This is a genomic window from Nostoc commune NIES-4072 (assembly GCF_003113895.1).
Lineage (GTDB): Bacteria > Cyanobacteriota > Cyanobacteriia > Cyanobacteriales > Nostocaceae > Nostoc > Nostoc commune.
On the sequence record NZ_BDUD01000001.1, the window covers coordinates 6,907,345 to 6,931,426 of the forward strand.

Annotated in this window: 25 protein-coding genes; 11 read left to right on the forward strand and 14 right to left on the reverse strand. The window is 42.1% G+C overall.

The genetic code is table 11. The annotated features are described in order from the left end of the window. Positions 1 to 14: 14 nt before the first annotated feature. The 3 genes from CDC33_RS30985 to CDC33_RS39280 all read right to left on the reverse strand — a co-directional run bounded on the left by CDC33_RS30985 (position 15) and on the right by CDC33_RS39280 (position 1,004). On the reverse strand, positions 15 to 443 hold the full coding sequence (locus tag CDC33_RS30985) for a type II toxin-antitoxin system VapC family toxin (protein ID WP_109012180.1): 429 nt from the start codon (positions 441 to 443) through the stop codon (positions 15 to 17). After that, positions 440 to 688 (reverse strand): FitA-like ribbon-helix-helix domain-containing protein, encoded by a 249-nt coding sequence (locus CDC33_RS30990; protein WP_109012181.1) that lies wholly within the window; start codon positions 686 to 688, stop codon positions 440 to 442. Before CDC33_RS30990 ends, CDC33_RS30985 begins: the two co-directional genes overlap by 4 nt. A 151-nt stretch (positions 689 to 839) precedes the next feature. Beyond that, positions 840 to 1,004 (reverse strand): hypothetical protein, encoded by a 165-nt coding sequence (locus CDC33_RS39280; RefSeq protein WP_181374187.1) that lies wholly within the window; start codon positions 1,002 to 1,004, stop codon positions 840 to 842. Between the two features lie 41 nt (positions 1,005 to 1,045). On the opposite strand from CDC33_RS39280, the gene CDC33_RS30995 reads away from it, so the two are divergent. After that, positions 1,046 to 1,702 carry an AbiU2 domain-containing protein gene (locus tag CDC33_RS30995; protein ID WP_109012182.1) on the forward strand — a complete coding sequence of 219 codons (657 nt, stop codon included), beginning with the start codon at positions 1,046 to 1,048 and terminating at the stop codon, positions 1,700 to 1,702. Positions 1,703 to 1,803: 101 nt separating this feature from the next. Here CDC33_RS30995 and CDC33_RS31000 read toward each other — a convergent pair whose 3' ends face one another. Continuing rightward, on the reverse strand, positions 1,804 to 3,186 hold the full coding sequence (locus tag CDC33_RS31000) for a lysophospholipid acyltransferase family protein (protein ID WP_109012183.1): 1,383 nt from the start codon (positions 3,184 to 3,186) through the stop codon (positions 1,804 to 1,806). A 274-nt stretch (positions 3,187 to 3,460) separates the two neighbouring features. Beyond that, positions 3,461 to 4,030 (reverse strand): Uma2 family endonuclease, encoded by a 570-nt coding sequence (locus CDC33_RS31005; RefSeq protein WP_109012184.1) that lies wholly within the window; start codon positions 4,028 to 4,030, stop codon positions 3,461 to 3,463. A gap of 224 nt (positions 4,031 to 4,254) precedes the next feature. Here CDC33_RS31005 and CDC33_RS31010 point away from each other — a divergent pair, with 224 nt between their 5' ends. Then, the gene (locus CDC33_RS31010) at positions 4,255 to 6,069 is read left to right on the forward strand and encodes a proline--tRNA ligase (RefSeq protein ID WP_109012185.1); all 1,815 of its coding nucleotides are present in this window, start codon (positions 4,255 to 4,257) and stop codon (positions 6,067 to 6,069) included. Between the two features lie 313 nt (positions 6,070 to 6,382). Next, on the forward strand, positions 6,383 to 6,994 hold the full coding sequence (locus CDC33_RS31015; RefSeq protein ID WP_109012186.1) for a GerMN domain-containing protein: 612 nt from the start codon (positions 6,383 to 6,385) through the stop codon (positions 6,992 to 6,994). A gap of 36 nt (positions 6,995 to 7,030) precedes the next feature. Here CDC33_RS31015 and CDC33_RS31020 read toward each other — a convergent pair whose 3' ends face one another. From CDC33_RS31020 to efp, 3 genes are all read right to left on the reverse strand, one after another. After that, positions 7,031 to 7,378: an ArsR/SmtB family transcription factor gene (locus tag CDC33_RS31020; RefSeq protein ID WP_109012187.1), complete on the reverse strand. Its 348-nt coding sequence runs from the start codon at positions 7,376 to 7,378 to the stop codon at positions 7,031 to 7,033. 75 nt (positions 7,379 to 7,453) lie between these two features. After that, positions 7,454 to 8,011 (reverse strand): acetyl-CoA carboxylase biotin carboxyl carrier protein, encoded by a 558-nt coding sequence (gene accB / locus CDC33_RS31025; protein ID WP_109012188.1) that lies wholly within the window; start codon positions 8,009 to 8,011, stop codon positions 7,454 to 7,456. A 110-nt stretch (positions 8,012 to 8,121) separates the two neighbouring features. Beyond that, on the reverse strand, positions 8,122 to 8,679 hold the full coding sequence (gene efp, locus CDC33_RS31030; RefSeq protein ID WP_109012189.1) for an elongation factor P: 558 nt from the start codon (positions 8,677 to 8,679) through the stop codon (positions 8,122 to 8,124). A 187-nt stretch (positions 8,680 to 8,866) separates the two neighbouring features. Between efp and CDC33_RS31035 the strand changes: the two genes are divergently transcribed. Beyond that, a complete protein-coding gene (locus CDC33_RS31035; RefSeq protein WP_109012761.1) occupies positions 8,867 to 9,973 on the forward strand; it encodes a peptidylprolyl isomerase in 1,107 nt (368 codons plus the stop codon). 39 nt (positions 9,974 to 10,012) lie between these two features. Here CDC33_RS31035 and CDC33_RS31040 read toward each other — a convergent pair whose 3' ends face one another. Then, the gene (locus CDC33_RS31040) at positions 10,013 to 10,600 is read right to left on the reverse strand and encodes a Uma2 family endonuclease (protein ID WP_109012190.1); all 588 of its coding nucleotides are present in this window, start codon (positions 10,598 to 10,600) and stop codon (positions 10,013 to 10,015) included. 89 nt (positions 10,601 to 10,689) lie between these two features. Between CDC33_RS31040 and thiL the strand changes: the two genes are divergently transcribed. Further along, positions 10,690 to 11,733, forward strand: coding sequence for a thiamine-phosphate kinase (thiL, locus tag CDC33_RS31045; protein ID WP_109012191.1), 1,044 nt, complete (start codon positions 10,690 to 10,692; stop codon positions 11,731 to 11,733). Between the two features lie 80 nt (positions 11,734 to 11,813). Here the strand turns inward: thiL and CDC33_RS31050 are convergent, their stop codons facing one another. Then, positions 11,814 to 12,827, reverse strand: a complete 1,014-nt coding sequence (locus tag CDC33_RS31050; RefSeq protein WP_109012192.1) for a type I glyceraldehyde-3-phosphate dehydrogenase — start codon at positions 12,825 to 12,827, stop codon at positions 11,814 to 11,816. Positions 12,828 to 12,943: 116 nt separating this feature from the next. Then, on the reverse strand, positions 12,944 to 13,570 hold the full coding sequence (gene nadD, locus CDC33_RS31055; protein WP_109012193.1) for a nicotinate (nicotinamide) nucleotide adenylyltransferase: 627 nt from the start codon (positions 13,568 to 13,570) through the stop codon (positions 12,944 to 12,946). Positions 13,571 to 13,972: 402 nt separating this feature from the next. Here nadD and murC point away from each other — a divergent pair, with 402 nt between their 5' ends. The 4 genes from murC to CDC33_RS31080 all read left to right on the forward strand — a co-directional run bounded on the left by murC (position 13,973) and on the right by CDC33_RS31080 (position 17,799). Further along, entirely contained in the window at positions 13,973 to 15,436 is a 1,464-nt protein-coding gene (murC, locus tag CDC33_RS31065; RefSeq protein ID WP_109012195.1) for a UDP-N-acetylmuramate--L-alanine ligase, read from the forward strand. Between the two features lie 124 nt (positions 15,437 to 15,560). Beyond that, positions 15,561 to 16,562, forward strand: coding sequence for a UDP-N-acetylmuramate dehydrogenase (gene murB / locus CDC33_RS31070; RefSeq protein WP_109012196.1), 1,002 nt, complete (start codon positions 15,561 to 15,563; stop codon positions 16,560 to 16,562). 340 nt (positions 16,563 to 16,902) lie between these two features. After that, positions 16,903 to 17,250 carry a YbaB/EbfC family nucleoid-associated protein gene (locus tag CDC33_RS31075; protein WP_100900466.1) on the forward strand — a complete coding sequence of 116 codons (348 nt, stop codon included), beginning with the start codon at positions 16,903 to 16,905 and terminating at the stop codon, positions 17,248 to 17,250. Positions 17,251 to 17,319: 69 nt separating this feature from the next. Next, a complete protein-coding gene (locus CDC33_RS31080) occupies positions 17,320 to 17,799 on the forward strand; it encodes a low molecular weight protein-tyrosine-phosphatase (RefSeq protein WP_109012197.1) in 480 nt (159 codons plus the stop codon). Between the two features lie 65 nt (positions 17,800 to 17,864). Here the strand turns inward: CDC33_RS31080 and CDC33_RS31085 are convergent, their stop codons facing one another. After that, positions 17,865 to 18,548: a response regulator transcription factor gene (locus tag CDC33_RS31085; protein WP_109012198.1), complete on the reverse strand. Its 684-nt coding sequence runs from the start codon at positions 18,546 to 18,548 to the stop codon at positions 17,865 to 17,867. A 635-nt stretch (positions 18,549 to 19,183) separates the two neighbouring features. On the opposite strand from CDC33_RS31085, the gene smpB reads away from it, so the two are divergent. Both smpB and CDC33_RS31095 read left to right on the forward strand, forming a co-directional pair. Continuing rightward, a complete protein-coding gene (gene smpB, locus CDC33_RS31090) occupies positions 19,184 to 19,651 on the forward strand; it encodes an SsrA-binding protein SmpB (protein WP_109012199.1) in 468 nt (155 codons plus the stop codon). Positions 19,652 to 19,832: 181 nt separating this feature from the next. Further along, positions 19,833 to 20,117, forward strand: coding sequence for a WGxxGxxG family protein (locus CDC33_RS31095; RefSeq protein WP_109012200.1), 285 nt, complete (start codon positions 19,833 to 19,835; stop codon positions 20,115 to 20,117). Between the two features lie 213 nt (positions 20,118 to 20,330). Here CDC33_RS31095 and CDC33_RS31100 read toward each other — a convergent pair whose 3' ends face one another. Beyond that, on the reverse strand, positions 20,331 to 21,749 hold the full coding sequence (locus CDC33_RS31100; RefSeq protein WP_109012762.1) for an IctB family putative bicarbonate transporter: 1,419 nt from the start codon (positions 21,747 to 21,749) through the stop codon (positions 20,331 to 20,333). Between the two features lie 269 nt (positions 21,750 to 22,018). After that, positions 22,019 to 23,572 carry a GAF domain-containing sensor histidine kinase gene (locus CDC33_RS31105; RefSeq protein WP_109012201.1) on the reverse strand — a complete coding sequence of 518 codons (1,554 nt, stop codon included), beginning with the start codon at positions 23,570 to 23,572 and terminating at the stop codon, positions 22,019 to 22,021. Positions 23,573 to 24,082 lie beyond the last annotated feature (510 nt).

Consider the following 24,082-nt stretch of genomic DNA (forward strand, 5'->3'; position numbering starts at 1 on the left):
ATAGGGTGTAGCTTCTATCTGCTGGAGACTTCCCAAGGATTAATAATAGAAATACCACACCCTTCAAAGTCAGAGAAATTGCGTGTTGCTATGGTTGCTGTATGGGTGTAACAAATAGCTGCAATCTGAGCATCAGATTGGGAAATAGGAGTACCATTGTGTCTTCTTTGAGACGCAATATTAGCAAAAGCTACAGCAGCAGCTTGATCAAAAGGAAGAACACGCCCAGCGAAATCTTCTGAGAACATCAGTTGTGCTGCTTGACTAAGTTCTTCTCGTCGTTTTCCCACAGGGAGTAAAGCGATACCATAGAGAATTTCTGCTTGAGTGATTGTTGTGGTAAACAGACTCATTAACGATTGTTGAGCAGCCCAACTACGAACTAGTTCAGCCTTTTTAGGCTTCATTAATTCTGACAACACATTTGTATCAAGAATAATCATTCTTCAAACGTTGATACGGTGCGAATAGGTTCTCTAGGAATTTCTGGTAATTCAAAGTCTCCCAAATTTGCAAAACGCTGCTCAATCATATTAGCTAAGTTTAAGGGCTGTTCGTGATTTTCTATTAGAGCCATACGAAGAATTTCTTTAGCTTCTTCTTCGAGAGAACGACCAGATTTTTCTGCTCGTTCTTGTAGACGATATTTGATGTCATCATCAAGATTAGATATAGTGATTTTATTCATAATCAATCGATAGCATTTTTATGTCAAGCCTATTATAGCGAGTATACGTGCTATAATGATTTTTTATATTCAATAAAATTGAGTATTATTGCTAGTTTACCTGTAATACTGATATTAGTATTCTCTTAATCTGAAGTTAGAGGAAGTTTATTCATATTTGATGAGCAAGGTAATAGATTTCCCACTCCAGAAGAACTTGCACAACAGGAAAGTATTCGTGCTGAACAGGAATGATCGCAACGCGAATTAGCAGAACCTCTGTTACAGCATTACCGCGAAGCTTTGGCGAATTGCCTGAGTAATATCCATGTGTCATAATACTCTAAAGTAAAGTACATCCAGTAAAATATTAATAATATGACAGTCACCAGCGAGGAACTGGGAAAATTACTAGATGGGATTGCCAATAATCTCGTACATGCATCCATACATAATCGCTTGCATACAAACCTATGTAAAGCAAGCGAAGAATATAATTATGAAATGAATCATTCTCCTGTATTTTGGCAACTGACAATTAATGCTCATGCCACAACTACAATCCTTATGTTATGTAGAGTATATGATACTCACAAAGATAGTTTAAATCTTAAAAAACTACTTAATATTATTTCAGCAAATTCTAAATTATTTGAGAAAGATAATTTTTGTGAAAGAATCAAAGACAGACAATTTATAGATGAATTATCTCAAATACCAAGAGTGCCAGATCATAAAATTATTACACGAGATATAGAATATGTCAGCGAAGAAACTAATCCTCTTGTTAAAAAATTAAGTGAGTTTAGAGATAAACAGGTTGCCCACACAGATAGACGGTCTATTCTTGACGCTAGCCTGAATATTAATACTGTTTTATGGGGAGAAGTAGAAGAGCTTCTTTCAAGAGGGATAGAAATTTTTAATACCTATGAAGGACTCTTTAGAGCTTCGTCATGGGTTTCATATATGCCTGGTGAAGAAGATTACCAGAGAGTTTTGAAGTCTGTAAGACAGACAAATATAATGAGGTAGATGATGCTATCTTAACAAACTTAATGAAATAATTTTTCAAGAAGATAATTTAATTATTACCGAAGCAAGCTGATCAGGAACTTGGAATATTACCCTCTTAATCAAATCAATGCTTCCAATGCGTGCTGTAAATCATTCGTTACATCAGCAACAGCTTGTCTAGCAGCTAAACGATTTTCCTTATACGCCGAATAATGCTCAGAAACAGATATGGGTTCACCCACAGTAATTTTTACCTTTTGCTTCCCCAATTGTGGACGCTGTACACCTTTATCGCCTTTTATTTTAGCAATCATTTTCCATAAAATTAAAGTTGTCTCAGCAAACCTTTCTACCGTCGGTTTCTCACGAATATAATTACCAGAAACAGCCACAAAACTTTCTACTAAACGCATGTGCCACATCCGCGCATTCGATTCTTCAGCCACGCGATCGCCTAAAGCTCTTTCAACAGAAGATACTCCTTTTACATCCTTAAAATCTTCTCTAAATATATAATTCCATCCAGCTTGTTCTACCCGCCGACATCGGTCGCTTAAAGTACCTTTTGACTGCAAATCAAAATACTGTTCTGAGATTAGTAGTGCTGCATTCAACAAAGCTTGCAAACGAACTGCTAACGCTTCATTTCTATCTTCAATTTCTCCTCCTAATGTTTTGATATCTGCCAGCTTTAGATGATAAAATCGCGTGTAAAATTTTTCCATTAACGAAAGTAAATGTTCTGCCAAAGTCAACAACCGGGGATAAAGCGACTCTATAGAAGCGTTTTTTGCTTCATTCACAGGTAAACCACTAGCCGCTTCCATTTCACTTAAAAGATTAGCGATCGCATCCCAAGGAGCATCAACGTAACTATATTTAATCCCAACTGGTACAATTAGAACCTGTTGGTCGCGTCCAGCTTTGTGCAAATCTTCAGCACACCAAAAGCCTAATTGGGCAATACCAGGTTCTAGGGGGCTAATATTCTCTGATAAACCATTGGTTGCACCCTCTGGCGCAGCCGCCATCGGAAATTGTCCATTGGCGAACAAGTCACGCGCCGAACGTAACCCCGTCCAATCAGCCTTACCTCGCTGAATCGGAGTCCCACCTAAACGAGAAGCAATCCAGCCGACGTAGGAACCTGCCCATAGAGGAATGCCGCGATCGTAGATAAAATGAGCGTGAATCGGAGATTGTAGCGCTGTACCTTGCGATCGTGCTACCTTTGGCACGAGTTGAGACAGCAAGTAAGCCAAACAAAACGGATCGTCTGTTTTTGGATGGCGAAATGCCAGCATAAAACGGATCTTACCCTCCTGAAACTGGCGATAAAGATCCACCAGCACCTCTACGTTGTCTGCTTCAATCTGGGTAATAGGTGTTTGCCAGTTTATCCAACTAGGTAGCAACAGATGGACAAATCGTAGAAATAAGGGGTTAAACGCCGGAGGAATAAATTCTAAGGGTGGCTGTGCTTGATAAATTACATCTGCCAAAGTAGTTTCTCCTAAAGATTCCCTGATTTTAATCGCCTGATGGTTATATCTTTTAAGATATCCTAACGGCTGTAATATGCCCTAAGTAATGAAGTTGAGATAAAACCTGCCTCTTACGCTGTGCTTGGCGCATTATTCAAGTTAAAAAAATAGGATACCTTTTTAGTCTACGCAGATTATTTTAATGAAGCATACTTACGCAGACTTATAAAGTATTTTATGTTGCAATGAAAAATGTTGGCAGATAGTGGAAATTTAACAGCACTTGCAAATCTTAATAACAGGATAGACTCAAGCTAAATCCTGGCAATACACCTTCACCCGATAATTGTGTGGGCAGATTTCGCACTTCCACATCTTGTTTTTGGCGATAAACTTCCACTTGCTGCTGTTGAGGGTTAATTAACCATGCTAATTGCACGCCAGCATCTATATATTCTTGCATTTTGGAACGCAACATTTCCAAATCATCTGTTGCTGACCTTAATTCAATGACAAAATCGGGTGCAATGGGGGGAAATTTGCGTCTTTGTTCAGGCGTAAGTGCTTGCCAACGTTCTCGTTGAATCCAAGCAGCATCTGGGGAACGGTCAGCACCATTAGGTAATTTGAATATAGTAGAAGAACTGAAAGTGTAACCCAGTCCAGTTTGCCGATTCCAGATTCCCAAATCAATAATTAAATCTGCTTCTCGATTGCCGCTTTCACCTCCAACAGGGGACATGATGATTAATTCTCCCTTGGCAGTGCGTTCAAATTTCAATTCGCGGTTATTTTGACATAAGTGATAAAATTGTTCGTCACTCAGGTGAACGGTGTCTAGTTTTAATGTCAAAAGACTCATAACCTAGACCTAGATTAAATAGTTGCAAAGATTATATCATGCCACATCTTAACGGCTGTAAGATGCCGATGCCTGCGGCGGGCAAAGCCATCGCACACCATGCAAGTTCAAAAACCAGGATACCTTTTTAGTTTGCCCAGGCAGATTTTGAGTTTGTGTGGCTGCGATTTGTAATCGCCAGGTGGTTTATAAACAAATTAGAGATTCTGGAAAGGGAATAAACGATGCGACTTTCACAAATGTTATTTGTTACACTGCGGGATGATCCGGCTGATGCTGAGATTCCTAGCCATAAATTATTACTCCGTGCAGGCTACATTCGTCGCATCGGTAGTGGTCTTTATGCTTATTTGCCTTTGATGTGGAGGGTACTGCAAAAAGTTTCCCAAATTGTGCGGGAAGAAATGAACGCTACAGGCGCACAAGAATGTCTTCTACCACAATTACAACCTGCTGATTTATGGAAAGAATCGGAACGCTGGGACACTTACACCAAAGCTGAGGGGATCATGTTTTCCCTAATTGACCGCCGTGAGCAACAATTAGGATTAGGCCCAACTCATGAAGAAGTAATCACAGCGATCGCTCGTGATATGATTCGCTCTTATCGTCAGCTACCACTAAATCTCTACCAAATTCAAACCAAATTCCGCGATGAAATTCGTCCCCGCTTTGGTTTAATGCGCGGACGGGAGTTTATCATGAAGGATGCCTATTCCTTCCATGCCGATGAAGCCAGCCTCAAAGAAACGTACCAGGATATGTATAAAGCGTACAGCAATATCCTACGCCGTTCTGGTTTAGCTTTTCGGGCAGTGGAAGCTGATTCTGGTGCAATTGGTGGTTCTGGTTCTACAGAATTTATGGTTTTGGCAGAAGCTGGTGAAGATGAAGTTCTCTATACTGAGGATGGTAAATACGCCGCTAACGTAGAAAAAGCTGTTTCTTTACCAATTGATGCCGAAACCTCACGGTTTACAACCTACGAGAAACGCGATACACCTGGAACAGAAACGATTGAAAAGGTCTGTCAACTTCTCAACTGTTCTCCGACTCAATTAGTGAAAAATGTCCTTTATCAGACAGTTTATGATAATGGTATAACGGTGTTAGTTTTGGTGAGCATCCGAGGCGATCAGGAAGTTAATGAAGTCAAATTGCAAAATGAATTGACTAAATTAGCTCCTGAATATAGCGCTAAAACTATTATTAGTTTGAATGTACCAAATGTAGAAGCCCAGCAAGCATGGACAGCTAAATCTCTACCTTTAGGCTACATTGCGCCAGATATCGCAGATGAGTATATTAACGCCAATAAACAGATCCACCCCAAGTTTTTGCGCTTAGTGGATCAAACAGCCGTTGATTTAAAAAACTTTGTTACAGGTGCGAATGAAGCTGGTTATCACGTAGTTGGTGCTAATTGGGGTGAGCAATTTGCAGTACCAAGGCAAATAGTAGATATACGGAAAGCAAGACCAGGCGATCGCGCCATCCATAACTCAGAACAAATCCTACAAAGCGCCCGTGGAATTGAAGCAGGTCACATCTTCCAATTAGGTACTAAATATTCCCAAGCGATGGGAGCAACTTATACCAATGAACAGGGTGAAGAAAAGCCGCTATTGATGGGTTGTTTTGGTGTAGGTGTATCACGATTAGCACAAGCTGCCGTAGAGCAATCTTACGATAAAGATGGGATTATTTGGCCAGTTGCGATCGCACCTTATCACGCGATCATCACAATTCCCAACATAAAGGATGCTCAACAAATCGAAATCGCCCAAAAACTTTACACAGAACTAAATCAAGCGGGAATTGAAACCCTACTAGATGACCGCGACGAACGAGCTGGAGTGAAATTTAAAGATGCTGACTTGATAGGCATACCTTATCGAATTGTAACCGGGCGAGCGATCGCTAATGGCAAAGTCGAAGTTGTAGAAAGAGCAACCCGCAACTCTCAAGAAATTGTCATAGAGGAAGTTACAACCACACTTCATAAGTGGATTACCGCCGCCATTCAGGTAAAAAATTAAACTTCAACATTTACGCAGAGGAATCAATACTTTACTTTGCGTTCCTCTGCGTTTTACTCAGCGTTCCTCTGCGTTGTAAATTTAATCTTCAATCATCTCCAAAAAGAATGAGATTTACATAATTTGGCAGGTGACGAATTAGAAATAGAAATTCTAAAATTGAATCAGGGACTTGCAAAATTAAAAATAATCGCCTTTTGAGGCAAAAAGTCTCCTCCAGGTAGTGGGAAACTCTTCAGTTATAAGTATCGTCCTTAACCAGGCTGCTCCTCAATAACTACTATATCAGCCCTCAGTCAGGAAGGTTTTGAACATGAAAGACCAACAAGGATCTAATCGTATTTCTTCAGGCGCAATTGCAGCCGTGTCAGCAGTGGTTGTAGCGGTGGGTGGCGGTGTGGCTTGGTTTACTACACACTCCAGCAATACTCCCACACCGTCAAACCCCTCTGGGCGCATCGAACAGCCAACACAGCCATCAACTAGGCAGCCAGCTAATGAGCAAAGCCCTAACGTTTATTGGCTCAGACCAACAGACAAAAATGTTACTTTAGTCCCCCAGCCTGTTAGAGTCGCTTCTATACGAGCCAACCAGCCATTAGAAGCAGCTTTCCAAAGTTTGTTAGCAGGCCCAACAGAAGGGACAGATTCCACAACTATCCCCAAAGGAACCAAACTTTTGGGGTTGAAGGCAGAAAATGACGAAGTTCACGTTAATTTATCTGAAGATTTTACCAGTGGTGGTGGAAGCACATCAATGATGGGTCGCGTGGGACAAGTTGTTTATACTGCGACAACTTTAAATCCCAAAGCCAAAGTGTACATTGACGTGAACGGCAAACCGTTGGATGTCTTAGGTGGTGAAGGTGTAGAGTTACAACAGCCACTAACTCGTGAAAGCTTTGATAAAAATTATCAACTTTAGTCATTAGTCATTTTCTTAGGACAAATGACAACTAACCTAACGTTTGCCATTTAACACACGAAAATTACGGGCTTGCTGTTCTAACCTTGTGGCAAGGCGATCGCAAACCCGATTACACAAATCAAAAATCATTTCATCTTCTACCCGGTAATAGGCGCAAGTTCCTTCACTGCGGCGGCTAAGGATACCTGCTTGCCACATTACCTTCAGGTGTTTTGACACATTTGCCTGAGAAGTCTGTGTTGCCTCTACCAACTCTTGCACGCATTTTTCTTCATCCCGTAATAAGTGGAGCAGCCGCAGGCGCATCGGCTCACTTAACAGACTGAAGTATTCAGCTACTTGTTGCACCACTTCTGGCGGTAAAGGCAACGTTTGTTTCATCAGGATTAACCAGCAAGGACTGAAGTTTTAACGATGACTCATTTGGGATGACTCATTTCATATATAGATTAATACTTAATCGGGGTTAATTCGCATCAAAGGTTGACCATATTCTACAGGGTCACCATTTTGGAGAAGAATTTCCATCACTTGTCCAGAGACTTCGGCTTCTATTTCATTCATCAGCTTCATAGCCTCAATGATACAGACCGTTTGACCCTTGCGGACGCGATCGCCTACTTCCACAAATGCCGCTTCCCCTGGTGCAGGAGCGCGATAAAACGTTCCCACCATAGGGGAAGGCACTTCTACTAATCTCTGGTCAAGGGTTGAAGGGGAATTTACTGACAACTGTAATTGTGTGCTAGTTCCAGTATTCTCAAACACGCGAGATGTGGACACCTCCGTTACCTGACTCGTGTTCACCTGGTTTCCCCCAGATGAACCCGATGTCGAGCCAGAACCCACCACACCGCCGAAGGTCGCTTGACCTACCGACAACATCTGATTGCTAACGCTCACAGCCTTACGGACTGTTAGTTCAAAATCATTGCTTTTGAGCGTTACTTCTGCAATATCTGTTTGGGCGATAGTTGCCAGTAGTTGGCGGATTTCATTAAAGTCCAATGGCACAGTTTTTATTACCTCGACCTATCCGTAAATGAGTATCTTAAGTGTGGCAGGGAATTAAATCCCTATGTAGGGATTTCCATCGGGAACAAGCATCTCCGTAGAGATAAAAGTTATTCCCTGCTGATATACTTATCTTCCTGGGTATCAACTTTGATGCGTTCTCCTTGAGAAATAAACAAAGGAACCATCACAACTGCACCAGTTTCTAAAGTCGCGGGTTTTGAGCCACCGGTAGCAGTGTCACCTTTTAAACCTGGATCTGTTTGTACAATTTCCAGAACCACAGACTTAGGTAATTCTACTCCCAGCACCTGGTCGCCCCACTTAATAACTTCAGCTTCCATACCTTCCTTGAGGTATTTGACGCGATCGCCAATTTGTTCGCGGGTCAATCTGCCTTCTTCGTAGGTTTCCATATCCATAAAGACGAACTCATCGCCCTCTTTATAGGTATGCTGCATCGTGCTTTTTTCTAGCGTGGCTTGCGGAACTGTTTCCCCGGCTCGGAACGTTTTTTCCATCACGCTGCCACTCTGGACATTTTTTAACTTAGTTCGTACAAAAGCGGAACCTTTGCCTGGCTTGACGTGCAGGAATTCTAGCACTCGCCATACAGACCCATCTAATACAATTGAAACACCGGGTCGAAAGTCGTTACTGGAGATCATGAAACTTTCAAATTTTGGAAGACAATCGGCATTTATTGTACCCTTCTAGGGTCGTCATTGGGCATTTCTCATTAGTCATTAGTCATTTGTCATTAGTCATTAGTCATTTATCCTCCGCCCTTAACGTGGGAAGATTATTGATGGGTTACGTCCAGTCAACAATCTAATGCTGCATTTGAGTTATCCCATGCTTAACTTATTAAAATCCTGGCTGAAGAACAGCCTAATGGCAATACTGCTGGTAACAATATTTTTAGGCATAACTACAGCTGGGTGGACTCCCTCCAGTAGCGCCGCGCTGCCAGCCGGCAACGCAATTACCGACGGTAAGGCTTTGTTGCGGTATGCACTCCCGATAGATAACAAACCTGTACGGCAACTACAAGCCAGTTTAGAGGACATCTCTGCCCAACTACGGGCGAATCGGCGCTGGGGTGCTATTTCCAAGGACATCAGCCAAGCATCCCGCATTCTCGATAAACCCTCCCAAATCTTAACAAGCGTTCCTGAAGAACGCCAACCCCAAGCCGAAGCTTGGATTACCGAGTTGAAATCTGGGGTGGGAAAACTGGAAGAATTGGCGAAGAGTAAAGATAAAGAACAAATTCTCGAAGAGAGAGGCAAACTTCTGAATCTCGTTACTCAGTTAGAAGAGTCAATGGTGAAAGAATTCCCCTTTGAAGTGCCTGCCCAATATAGCAACCTACCACAACTTAAAGGTCGTGCCACAGTAGAAATCAAAACTAACAAAGGCGATTTGACCCTAGTCGTAGATGGTTATAGTGCCCCTGTCACTGCTGGGAATTTTGTAGATTTGGTGCACAGGGGTTTTTATAATGGCTTAGAATTTACCCGTTCTGAAGAATCTTACTTTCTGCAAACTGGAGATCCAGAAGGTAAAGACGTGGGTTTCATTGATCCAAACACAGGTAAATATCGCGCTATTCCCTTAGAAGTCTTAGTTGAAGGTGATAAAGCACCTACTTATGGCATTACACTAGAAGAAGCTGGTCGTTACGTTGATATGCCAGTTTTACCTTTCTCTGCCTTTGGGGCAGTGGTGATGGCTCGTCCCGAAAGTGAAGTGAATGGTGGATCTTCACAATTCTTCTTCTTCCTCTTTGAACCAGAACTCACCCCCGCCGGACGCAACCTATTAGATGGTCGCTATGCCGTGTTTGGCTATCTCACTGAAGGCAAAGAAGTTTTGGATAAACTGAAGGCTGGTGACAAAATAGAATCGGCAAAAGTCGTTCAGGGAATAGAAAATCTGGTTGAGCCGCAAGCAGCATAAGAAGAGAGCAGGGGGAGAATAATTCTTGTACAGACGCGATTAATCGCGTCTCCCCTGATTTAGATTTCCGGCGGTGAATATTTGATCAACTGCGACCGCTAATTCTGGAAAAGTCCGTGATCCAATTTGCTGATTAGCAGTAAAAACTGTTTCTTCGTAAAATCCATCTTCCAGTAATAACACTGAAATCTTCCCTTCTAGAGGATCTACAATCCAATATTCAGGAACCTCTAAAGCCGCATATTCAGAACGCTTATGGCGATAGTCCCGTTTCACCGACTCTGGACTGACCACCTCGACAATTAGTAACGGCGGTGACTGAAATACTGCTGAGGCATTCAGCAATTCTCTGGCTTGTTCCACTGTCACTACGCACAAATCAGTCAACCTGGATTTATTTCTACCCGTTCTCACCCCACTTTCCCGAAAACTCAGCCAAGTAGAGTTACAACGTTTGATTTCTGCTTTCAAGGCAGTATCCAAAAAATCGACAATCAGAAAATGTTCAATAGTTGGTGGATTCATTAACTCTAGCTTGCCATCCACCAGTTCATAATGGAAACCGTTGCCATCATCATAGGTTAAGTACTCCTCAAATGTGATGCTGGTTACTGGTGTTGTTACCATCCCAACTGACTCCTAGACGATACCCTTATTTTAAACAGTAAAACAAATCATCAGTTTTCTTCGTAATTTTGCAACACGAAAAACCGATTGTGAACAGTGAGTTATCTTCTCAACAAGTCAAAGACATTGGTGAACAAGGTCTTTTAAAAAGATTGCAGCGCTTTTGTCCTCCAGAAATTATCGGCGATGATGCCGCAGTACTTGAGACTGCACCAGGGCAATCTTTAGTGGTAACTACAGATGTACTGGTTGATGGCGTGCATTTTAGCAACATCACCACTTCCCCAGAAGATGCTGGTTGGAGGGCTGCTGCTGCCAATTTATCAGATTTAGCAGCAATGGGTGCTTCTCCATTGGGAATCACTGTCGGGTTGGGACTACCCGGTGAAGTTAGAGTAAGCTGGGTTGAGCGGCTGTACCAGGGAATGACAGAATGCCTGCAAAAATACAATACCTCAATTGTTGGGGGTGATATTGTGCGATCGCCTGTGACGACTCTGGCAATTACTGCTTTTGGTCAAGTTAACCCTAGCCAAATTATCCGCCGTTCTGCTGCTGTTGTGGGAAATGCGATCATCGTTACAGGCGTTCATGGAGCCTCAAAAGCGGGCTTAGAACTGCTCTTGCATCCCGAATTAGGACAAGACCTCAACGACGAAGAAAAGACGGCTCTAATCCGCGCCCACCAACGCCCACAGCCACGATTAGATGTCTTACCAATCCTCTGGAAAATTTTAGCATCCCCATGCCCCATGCCCCATGCCCCATGCCCATTGCCCATTGCTGGTATGGATAGTAGCGATGGTTTAGCAGATGCGATTATTCAAATTTGCCGCGCCAGTGGTGTTGGCGCTCTCTTAGAACGAAGAGAAATTCCTTTACCAAAAACTTTTAACTATTGGCTGACACAAGAGCAAGGGCTGGAATATGCTCTATACGGTGGCGAAGACTTTGAATTAGTGCTGTGCTTGCCACAAGAGTTAGCATCAGCCTTAGTCCAACATCTTGGCGAAGGTGCTGCGATCGTAGGTAGTATTACTTCGGGATCAACAGTACTATTGCACGACCAACAAAAAAAATTCCCTGACCAAGTTCTAAGTCTTAGCCAGGGATTTCAACATTTCAATAGTTAAGAGTTATGAGTTATGAGTTATGAGTTTTAATTCCTAACTCCTCACTCCTCACTCCTCACTCCTCACTCCTAACTTTTTAATTAAACCCACTTCTCAGCTACTAATTCTGCCAAATCCAAAACTCGTTGGCTGTAACCCCACTCGTTGTCATACCACGCCATAACTTTTACTAGGTCATTGCCCATAACCAAAGTCAAGCTAGCATCAACAATCGAAGAAGCATCACTACCTTGATAATCGGAAGATACCAATTCTAGTTGGCTATAGTCCAAAATGCCTTTGAGTGGCCCTTCGGAAGCATCTTTGAGAGCTTGGTTAACTTCTTCAGTAATAGTACGCTTCTCAACCTGAACTACGAAATCTACCATTGAGACGTTCGGGGTCGGTACGCGTAAGGCAACACCATTTAGTTTGCCTTTGAGGTCTGGGATAACCAGTGCCACAGCTTTTGCTGCACCAGTAGAGGTGGGTACAATGTTAATTGCTGCTGCCCTCGCCCGTCGTAAATCCCGGTGAGAAGCGTCTAGCAAGCGTTGGTCACCTGTATAGCTATGGGTGGTGGTCATCGTACCTTTGATGATGCCAAACTTATCGTTCAACACCTTGGCAATCGGTGCCAAGCAGTTGGTAGTACAGCTAGCGTTACTGATAATGTGGTGTTTGTTGTGGTCATAGTCGTGATGATTCACACCAACCACAAAAGTGCCATCCTCGTTTTTACCAGGAGCGGTAATCAGAACTTTCTTGGCTCCAGCATTTACATGCTTGAGCGCTCCTTCTTTGCTAGTAAATACCCCGGTTGCTTCGATAATTAGGTCAATTTCCCACTCTTTCCAGGGCAAGTTTTCTGGGTTGCGATCGGATACGCACTTAATGGTCTTACCGTTAACGATGATAGAGTTATCATCGGCACTAATCTCAGCATCCTTAATCTTCCCTAGCATTGAGTCATACTTCAGCAGATGAGCATTGGTTCTAGGGTCTGAAGTGTCATTAATAGCCACAAGGTCGATTTGACTATTCTCTCTACCCACCCAGCAGCGTGCAAAGTTACGTCCAATCCGCCCGAAACCGTTGATTGCAACTCTAATCACAGTGTCTTGCCCTCTGTATTTATGCTTATATGTTGATATCGTTGACCCCAATCATATCGCAAAGGGGGGGGGCACTTTTAACCATAAAGTGTTATATCAACAAAAAAACACATAATTTATTCAGATTTGTTCGAGTAGAGATTGTTGTTAGTGATATATGATCTAACCGATTCTGGGACTAAATAACGAATTGACTGGCGTTCGCGGCAAAATTTGCGAATTAGACTTGACGAAACTCCGACTATTGGTATATCTAAGAGTTGCCAGTGAATGCTATATGACTGCTCCCTCAGTTGTTGCTCCACTTGCTTGCAGATTAATTTACTTTGAGTTATAGTCTCACCACCTAGCAGTCGGGGTGCTATTAACCAATCACACATTTGTGCTAGTTCGTGTCCACGGTACCAACGGGGTAAAGTTTGGAAAGTATCCAAGCCTACGATCCAGTACCAGTGAGTATTTGGGTAAGAAGCAGATAAGTCTATCAGGGTGTTAATGGCATAAGAAGTCCCAGAGAGATTTGCCTCCACTAGTGAGACAGTAAACGCTGGGTTATCTTCTATGGCTAATTGCAGCATTGCCACACGATGCTCAAACAAAGCTGCTTGTTTATGAGGAGGATTTAGGGATGGCACCCAAATTACCTTTTCAAGGGATACTTGATGCAAAGCTCTCTCGGCTACGAGCAGGTGTCCGCAATGAATTGGATCAAATGTGCCACCAAAAATTGCTAGTTGCTGCATCCAGTTATGGGTGGATTTTATGCAATTGAAAAATAGTTTCATTACCAATGTACTATTGTAGTCAATTCATGCCTAGACTGGATGCAATTTAAAATCAGCTTTACTAACAATGTATGATGTAGCCAATTCCAGTAAGGTAGCCAAAAAGATGTATTTGACATCACAAGAATTTCTTTCCCGATGCGGCCAAAATTTTCAGAATAATCTTAAAAACAGTTCAGAAATAGTAAAAACCTCTAACCAAGGTAAAATCATTCTGAACAAGCAAAACCAGAGCAGAAATATCATCTGGCCATCAAACATAAACATGATTAAGGGATAGTTACGGTAAAAATCAAATTCCTGTTATGATACGCGTGTCATTTGTGATTATGGTGTGGTGTGGTGTAAAAGGAGCAAGAAATGACTAATTCTGTAGATTTTAGTGGTAGACCATTTCATTTCATTGGCATCGGTGGTATAGGTATGTCTGCTCTGGCATACGTTCTCGCCAAGCGTCAATTTCCAGTATCAGGTTCGGATCTTCGTCCTAACCATATTACGCACAAATTAGAATCTATCGGCGCTCATATTTTTGGTAAACAAGAGGCAAGTAATCTCGAATTCTTTCTGCCTCAGGTATTAGCGAATGCAGTAGTATTAAATTCACAAGAAGAATTACCTACTGTTACTAACTCAATACTGCCTCAAGTCATTTGTTCAACTGCAATTAACACGAATAATTTAGAATACAAAGCAGCGCTGGAATTAGGTTGCCCAATTTTACATCGTTCAGATGTACTAGCAGCTTTAATCGCCGATTACCACAGTATTGCAGTGGCAGGAACACACGGCAAAACTACAACCAGTAGCATGATTGGCTATATGCTTCTGGAAGCAGGTCTAGACCCAACGATTTTAGTAGGTGGTGAAGTCAATGCTTGGGAAGGCAATGCTCGATTGGGACAAAGCCAATATTTGGTAGCCGAAGCAGATGAATCTGATGGTTCCTTGGTAAAACACGCTCCAGAGATTGGCATCATTACCAATATTGAACTCGATCATCCAGACCATTACGAGACATTAGAAGAAGTCATTGACATCTTCCAGACATTTGCTAAGGGTTGTAAAACGTTAATAGGTAGCATTGATTGTGCTACAGTGCGCGATCGCTTGCAACCCACAATCAGCTACAGCTTATACTCAGACACCGACGCTGATTACAGCGTTACTAATATTGATTATCGTGCTGATGGCACCACAGCTCTAGTTTGGGAAAGAGGCAAAGCTTTGGGCGTGTTGAAGTTACGCCTGCTAAGTCGGCACAATCTCAGTAATGCCTTAGCAGCAGTAGCTGTTGGTCGCCTCTTAGGCTTAGAATTTGGAGAAATTGCTAAAGGTATCGCCACCTTTGAGGGAGCAAGACGCCGCTTTGAGTTCCGGGGTGAAGTCGATGGTATTACCTTCATCGATGACTATGCTCATCATCCTAGCGAGATTCGCGCTACGCTTGCCGCAGCACGCTTACAAGCAAGACCAGGACAAAGAGTAGTAGCTATCTTCCAACCTCATCGCTATAGCCGTACACTCACCTTTTTAGATGAATTTGCCGATTCCTTTACCCATGCTGATTTGGTTGTGCTGACTGATATTTACAGTGCAGGCGAACCCAATTTAGGGCAAATTACTGGTGAACATCTAGCGGCGGAAATTGCTAAACAGCATTCCCAGGTAGTTTATCAACCAACTTTATCCTCAGTGTGTGAGTTCTTGCTGCAAACACTACGCCCAGGAGACTTGGCGCTGTTTTTGGGGGCTGGGAACTTGAATCAAGTGATTCCTGAAATAATTACGACATTTTGTGAACCTGCTAAAGCCACATCTTAAGTGGAGACTTTGCGAAGTTTTATTTCTGAGCAAAGTGCCTGTCTAGCAATGGTTCCATAGGTTAACTCTATTACCGTATCTTTACGGTAAATAAATGTAAAAATTTTACCAAAAAAAAGTAAAAATGACCATTTCCCAGGCAGCTGGAAACGTCTGCACAGTTTCTGCTTTGAATACAAAGAAACATCAAACAACTAATTCGGTGGACAGTGAAGTAATTTACTTACCCAATACTGATTGTACGATTAAGCCCCAGGCTTCTTTGTCAGCATTTACTTCCTATAGAGTTGGGGGAGCAGCTGATTTATACGTTGCTCCTCGAAACTTAGAATCACTGCAAGCAAGTCTTAAATACGCAAAAGAACGTAATTTAAAGGTGACAACACTGGGAGCAGGTTCTAACTTGCTAGTTAGCGATCGCGGTATCTCAGGCTTAGTCATTGCTACTCGTCATCTGCGCTTCAGCAACTTTGACCCCCAAACCGGTCAATTAACCGTTGCTGCTGGAGAATCAATTCCTAGTTTGGCATTGGCGGCAGCAGAATTAGGGTGGCAAGGATTGGAGTGGGCTGTTGGTATCCCTGGAACAGTCGGAGGTGCCGTGGTCATGAATGCAGGGGCACATAATAGCTGTATCGCAGATATGTTAGTTAGCGCCCAAGTACTTTCACCCGATGGTACGCTGGAAACTCTTACCGCCGATCAGTTAGGTTATGGCTACCGAACTTCATTATTGCAAGGTGGCGATCGCATAGTCACTCAAGCCACTTTACAACTCGCGCCAGGTGCAGACCCAGCAAAAGTTGTGGCAATCACCAGAGAACACAAAAAGCATCGCTTGAGCACCCAACCATACAACTTCCCCAGTTGTGGAAGTGTGTTCCGCAATCCCAAACCTTACAGTGCTGGCTGGTTAATTGAACAAACTGGTCTGAAAGGCTACCAAATTGGTGGAGCGCAAGTAGCACAACTCCATGCTAATTTTATTGTTAACCGTGGTGGAGCAAAAGCTAGTGATATCTTCTGTCTCATTCGCCACATTCAACATCAAGTACAAGAACGTTGGTCTATTAATTTAGAACCAGAAGTCAAAATGCTCGGAGAGTTTCAAGGTGCTTGTGGATAGGGAATGGGGAGTAGGGAGTGGTGAGTGGGGAGTGGGGAATGGGAGAGATGAGGGGGATGAGGAAGAATTATAGGACTTACGCAAAAATTGCTAAAAAGCTTAATTTCTCGAACCGCCAAGACGCCAAGAGCGCCGAGAATTCGTAGAGTGTGCGTAAGTCCTAAATTAATAACCAATGTGCAATTCCCAATGCCTAATGCCCAATCCCCTATTCCCTACTCCCTACTCCCCACTCCCCATTCCATAACGCATTAATTATTGGTAAAAAAAGAGGCAAATTACTTACCGCATCTATAATTGAATTTGATTTGTTATTCAACGCATACGCGTAAAACTAATTATGACAGGTAAAGGACAAGGATTCGGCTTTGGCTTAGGAAAAATGAAAGAATTGGCTGACGCTTTTAAGAAAGCGCAGCAAGTTCAAGAGGGCGCAAAGCGACTCCAAGAAGAATTGGAGCAAATGGAGATTCTAGGAGAATCTGGCGGTGGTCTGGTGAAGGTGATTGTCAGTGGTAATCAAGAACCCAAGCGGGTAGAAATTTCTCCAGATGCTTTAGGAGAAGGTGCAGAAGTACTTTCTGATCTGGTGACAGTGGCAATGAAAGAAGCCTACAACAAATCTACAGCAACAATGCGGGAACGTATGGAAGAATTGACCAGTGGACTAGAACTTCCTGGATTTTAGTCATTAGTCATTAGTCATTGGTCATTGGACAAAGGACAAATGACTATTGACAAAGGACAAAGAATATCTATGGCTTACAAGTTGCTATTTGTCTGCTTAGGTAATATCTGCCGATCGCCATCGGCAGAAAACATTATGAATCATCTAATTGAGCAGGCTGGCTTAAGCGAACGCATACTCTGTGACTCTGCTGGTACATCTAGTTATCACGTTGGTAGCCCACCTGACAGACGCATGAGTGCTGCGGCTGCGACAAAGTTGGGAATTAAACTACGTGGTCGAGCACGCCAGTTTCAAAAGTCAGACTTTCAAGACTTTGATTTCATTTTAGCGATGGATCAAGAAAATTATGAGAACATCCTCACTCTTGATCAAACTAAGCAGTATCAGCATAAAGTACGTTTGATGTGCGAGTTTTGCTCTCGACACACCCTGAAGGAAGTTCCAGATCCCTATTACGGTGGTCAAGAGGGATTTAATCGGGTTATTGATTTACTGATCGATGCTTGTGAAGGTCTGCTGACAAAAGTTAGGAGTTATGAGTTATGAGTTAGGAATTTTAATTCCCCACTTCTGTACAGACGCCATTAATCGCGTCTCTCCTCCTCACTTTTTTATTCCACCAAACCATGCTTTATCGCAAAACGCACTAATTCCGCTCGGTTGCTGGTTGAGGTTTTTCTCAATAAACTGCTAACATACTTTTCCACTGTGCGAGGACTTAGGTGTAGCTGATGACCCATTTCGGCATTAGAAAGACCATGAGTCAATAACTCTAAGACTTCCTGTTCTCTATGAGTTAGGGATGAGTGCAACTGGGATTTCTGAATTTGAGTGGAAAGAGAATTATGGGCATCCACCGCTTTTGTCGAGGCGGAAATGCCCAAACTCTCTTTATGAGAAAACCGATACTCCGATTGAATAATTTGCGATCGCTCCAAAAGATTGCGGATTGCTGCTGCTAACTCTTCCAGTTCAAAAGGCTTGGGTAAGAATAAATCGCACCCTGACTGGTAGCCCAAAATTCTTTCCTGGGTCTTAGTTCGGGCTGTTAATAAAATTACAGGTAATAACCGAAACACTGGTTGTTGACGTACCCGGCGCACTAATTCGTAGCCATTCATCTGTGGCATCACGATATCCGTGACAATTAAATCTGGATGATGTTCATCCACCATAGCCAAAGCCTCTTGACCGTCATTAGCCGTAATCACCGAGTAGCCAGACAGTTCAAGATAGTCACTAACAGACAGGCGAGTGCCCAAATCATCATCCACTACAAGGATCGTCAAGGGCATGGACAATACACCCCTAGCATTTTTTTACTCAGAAATTTGCTTTTACGCGCTTCATCAATGAACACAGACAATAATATTCTTATGTCTCATACTATGACAGGATTACCACCTAATGATGTTTTTAGGGATGATTTATAAAGAAAATCTTAAATCCTTAGAAAGGGTTAAAGAAGTGTAACTCACCTTTGACTCGCTCTCTTTGGGAGGCATAGAGAGCTTTGTCGTTTGTAACAACTCATCAATAAAGCACAGTAAATACTACCATAGTGTAAATTAATATTAACTTAATAAATAATTTAATAAAAGCTAAGTAGGAATAAATATCTGTTATTTTTTGTTCTTTGTAATTAATTTTTAGCTAATCACTAATGATTATTGGTATCATCCCAATTCTTTATAAAACTACACAAAATCAAACTAGGTAAGACTTAGGGCTTAAGCCTCAAGTCTTACCTAACTCACAGGTTATCGGTATCATATAACTTAAAGTTGCCAGAAAACTCTTAATTGTGAACTGATAAAAGCTAAATTAGTGATATAGAGTTCATAATTTATAGCGGTTCTAAGATAAAGCCTATAATTAACAAAAAATCTAAATAATTTTTTAGGTACATTTAAAGCACACAAAATTATCAATGAGCGACAAGAGCGACAGTTACAAAGTTATTAGCGACAACCGCCAAGCCCGTTATTTGTATGAAATTCTAGAAACTTACGAAGCTGGAATTGAGTTGACAGGAACCGAGGTTAAGTCGATTCGTGCGGGTAAAGTCAATCTCAAAGATGGCTATGCTTTGCTTCGCAATGGTGAAGCATGGTTGATCAATGTCCATATCTCGCCTTATAACGCTAGTGGACAATACTTTAATCATGAACCACGGCGTACACGGAAGCTGCTGTTGCATCGCAAAGAACTCCGCAAGCTAATTGGCACAGTAGAACAGCAGGGTCTAACTTTAATCCCTTTGAAAATGTATCTCAAACGTGGCTGGGTAAAAGTAAGTATAGCCCTTGGCAAAGGTAAAAAGCTCCACGATAAACGAGAAGACCTGAAACGACGCCAAGACCAGCGTGACATTCAACGGGCAATGAAAAACTATTGAGTGTCAGTGTCGCTAAACTACCACACCACAGTGAGAAACCAATTGCTGTAAAAAGCATGTTGTATGTCCATAGCGTGAGTTGTGAAAATTTATAGTTTATAGCCGCAGATTGATTTTCTTAAAGTTGAAAATCGATAAAGTGGTGAGTAACTTCGGATGGCATAAGGAATTGTCACAACTTATGAAAAGTAATTTCATTAGAGCTATTGGTGCTGGCGTTCTCACCTTGAGTATGGGAATTTTACCCTTAACTCTATCCGCACAAGCTCAAACGACAACTGACCCCGGAGCCAATACTGGTTCAGGAACGACCACTTACAATAATGATCGCAACGGTTTTGATTGGGGTTGGCTGGGATTAATTGGTCTAGCTGGTTTGGCTGGTTTGGCTGGTAAAAAGAGTGAGAACCAACCTACTGCTTACCGCGACCCTAATGCTCCAAGCGCCACTACCTACAGAGATTAGTACTGCAAGGCGGAAGTCAAAAGGAGTCAGCCAGGCGTTGGGCGACTTAAAAGCGCTGAAGTAAGTGCCTCTCAAAAGTCAAAAGGCTTTAATTCTCTTGTGCTTTCTGGTTGAACGAAATGTAGGTTTATTTCCGCCCACCTGTACTAGACAATAGAAAATTTTTGAAGTTGTCAGTTGTTCAGTAGAAAAACAACTGACAATTTAATCATGTTAGTTTACTGTTGATTCTAAGTTAGATGAATTTGTCTGGTTTTGAGCTAAAGGTGTCCAATAGCTAGCAATTAAGGCAACTATGAGCCACCAGAGGGTATTAACTTCAGGACGATACCAAACAGTATCTACGGTTCCATGAGCTAGCATCCCCAACAAAATAGCGATCGCTCCAATTAACCAAAATCCTTCTACACTTCTCAATCGTCGCAGTCGTCGCATTTGTATAAATGCCGTGTTAAATGTGACAATTATTAGCCAGAGAAAGCAGGCTAAACCAACAAAGCCAGTTTCTACAGTCACTTCAAACAAAATCGAATAGGCACTCAAAGCAGTGTAACGAGGGCGTTGGTAAAGAGGATAAACTTGATTAAAAGAGTTGTGACCAGGGCCAATGCCGAAAATGGGGCGATCGCGAATCATCTCGAAAACAGCATCCCAAACATTTCGGCGAAAATTATTACTGCTATCTTGACGGTCAGCAAAAATGCTGAACACTCGTAGGCGCACTGGCTCTACAAATATCACTGCTAGCAACAATATACCGATCAAACCTCCTAAAACAATCGGTAGCGACCAGGTACGCCAAAAACGAGGCATTTCCACGCTTTTCCAATAAACTAGCAATGCCATCACAGCCAAAATTGCCACCACTAGCCCAATCCAACCGCCACGACTAAAAGTGAGGATCAGGCAGGCAGTATTGACAATTAACATTGTTAATGCTAAAGCTTTTTTGATCCAACTTTGCCATGCAAAAATTGCTACTAAGCTAAAAATTACTGCTGGTAAAAGGTATCCAGCCAATAAGTTAGGATTGCCTAAATAACTGTAGACTCTGGTAGTTTTAGACAGAGGAGATTCTGGATCAACCCAAGTTGCCAGTGCCGTGGCTCCAAAAAACCATTGCCGCAACCCATATACACTGACAATTAACGATACGTGTAGGTAAAGGATGATAATCCAAGACCGGAGGCGAGGCGACCTCAGTATCCTGGCACAAAGGGCAAATAGCAGCAAATACAAGGTTAACGTTCCCAAGTCGTTAAGTGCGGCTTTTTTCACTGGTGATAATGCCGTTGCGATTGCGGCAACCCCCCAGTAGAGCAACACCAGTAGGTGAATGGGAGTGACTGAGGAGACATTTGCTGGTGTTGCTTCATCAGATAAAGTCAACAACAGCCAAAATGCTACACAAGCCACCAGCAACAAGCCGATCAATGTACTCGAAGTAAAAGGTGCAAGCGCATATACTAAACTGAGTAAAGCAGCTGCTGTCGCATCTCCCCACTGAATCAAGACGCTGGTTTGTCGCCAAGAACTTAACAGTCCCACCAGAAAACGATGTACATAACTGGTAGCAAGGTATTCTTTGAGCGGGAAAGATGATAAAGTAAATCGTTGCCAGACTAAATTCATAAAAAACATTGCGATCAATTAGCCTGCCGACGCAGAACTTGGAATTGATCATAATGCCTATGGCTATAAAAAGATAATAACGAAATTGCAGTTTAGTAATGATGCTCTTATTCATAGCGATCAGCCACTACCTGTAATCTAAAACACTTCAGCTAATACTAAGTGAAGATAGCCGTTGACTAACCCTTCACCTAGTTACTACATAACAAAGCATGAATTTATATTTCCTTATTATTTATAATCCGCACCCTGTTCCCTGCTAGCTGTAATTAGACATCGCTAATTGTTTGTGAAGAAGTCGTCAATTGCAGTGGCAAAGAAAGCACATAACGATATCCTGATTCTGGTGAACCTTGAATCAAAATTTGTCCACTATGCAATTCTGCCAGTTGACAACTTAGCAACAGACCCAAACTTTCACGAGAGATATTTCCATTCGATTTAGCTAAATTTATACCTGAACTAGCAGCAAATAAATTTGAGTGATTCGCACTCAAGTGATTTGAATTATCCACCGCTACTGATGAAATATCTCCTTGCTCCTGGTTTTGTCCATGAGTATTGTAAGTTGCTACTTCACCTGTTAGCTCCAGCAGCGACAAAGAATTGAGACGGAAGTAGGGATCAACTTCAGTAATACCATCCCCTAGCCAAGGGTGGGAAACCCAAATAGTAATGTTGAGCGTATCTTCCTTGTAAGAAACATGAATACGAACAATGCTACCTGTAGCCGAAAGTTGAATCACACTGAAAACCAGGTGATAGAGGATTTGCCGCACCTTGTCTTTATCTAAAGGCCAAATGCGATTGCGTCCTGGTTCTATAGAGAGGCGAATATCTTGTTCGCGGCGATTAGCTGCTTCTTCAAGGGTATTGATAGCTTGTTGACACAGCATTTCGATATCCACAGGAGCTATATTTAGCACAGTTGAATTTTCATCCATAGCTCCTAGTTCGGTAATTTCGTTTACTAAGGAAAGTAAGTACCGACCACTGTGTTGGATAATTTCCAAATATTCTCTCTGCTTAGTCGTCAAAGGCCCATAAATCTCACGTCCTAAAACACTAGCCATACCAAGTACAGATGTTAAGGGCGTGCGTAACTCCTGAGTTAGCTGATCCAAAAGTTCCAGTTTCAGTTCCTTGGTAGAAACAGAGCCGCTATCTGTGGTGGCTGGGGTGATTTTAATTTCAGTATTCCGTTCGTCATTGATTGAAAATATCGGAGCAATTACGGGTGTACTTGATTCGAGTTTCCGTTGCAGAAGTCGGTTACGTTCAAATTCACTCATGCTCCAACGAGCTATGATTTGTAAAAACTCAATGTCTCGGTTTGTAAAATTGCGCGGCACTAAATCCATTACCGCTAATGCACCCAAACAATTTCCCTCAGCATCAATCAGTGGCGCTCCTAAGTAAGCACGAATACCATAATCCTGCACTAACTTGCTGCTAACAAGTACTGGATCTGTCAGGTTATGCGTATCATTAATTACAAATATTTGAAGACTCTCTACTACTTGAGTGCAAAAGGATTCCCGACGTGACAGTTGGCGGCTTTGTGCTAAATGATTCATTAGCCCCAGCCTAGATAAGCCCACCGCCGACTTGAACCAGTGACGTTCTTGATCCACAAATCCCAATATGGAAATTGGTGCTTCCAAAAAGTGGGCAGCAGTCTGTGTGGCTTCTTCAAAAACCGGAATCGTCTCTGGTTGCCGCAAACCTAAATCTGACAAAGCTTTAAGGCGTTGTTGTTCTCTTGATTCATGAGAGTCCCAACCATCCTTTAGAGCAAATAATTTATTTTCAGGCTCTACCATTGCCACTGCTACCTTAATAATTTCTCGATACTGTAATTGATATAAGCCCTATCTGGGTTATCAATTGCTATTTTTAAGCATTCCCTAATTTTGCCTCTGACAAACAAATTTGGAGCAAAAATTTTTTATCTCTGACATTAAGTCGGTTATTGGTGCTGAATATTCTTTATCTAACGCTGGTGTAGCCTTTATTGCTTGGGATTTTATAGCCAGACTGCGTTAGATTTAGATTCAGCCAGGGTAAGCTAATGCTAAGGATACAATACAAAGGGGCTGTCATTCTTTATGTACAGAAGGAAAAATTCTGACTGGTATATTAAAGGTAAATTTACTGAGTAACTTATAATCATGTAGCTTTTATAGCAATTATTACTTATAACAGCTAGCACTAATGGCGGACAATCCTAGATACTTTATATAAGTCTCGATTCAATAGATTAAACCTAATACAATTTTATGCTGAAATTGTGCAGGCTTTTTTATTTTTTCCATCCGAGGAAATATTTTTTT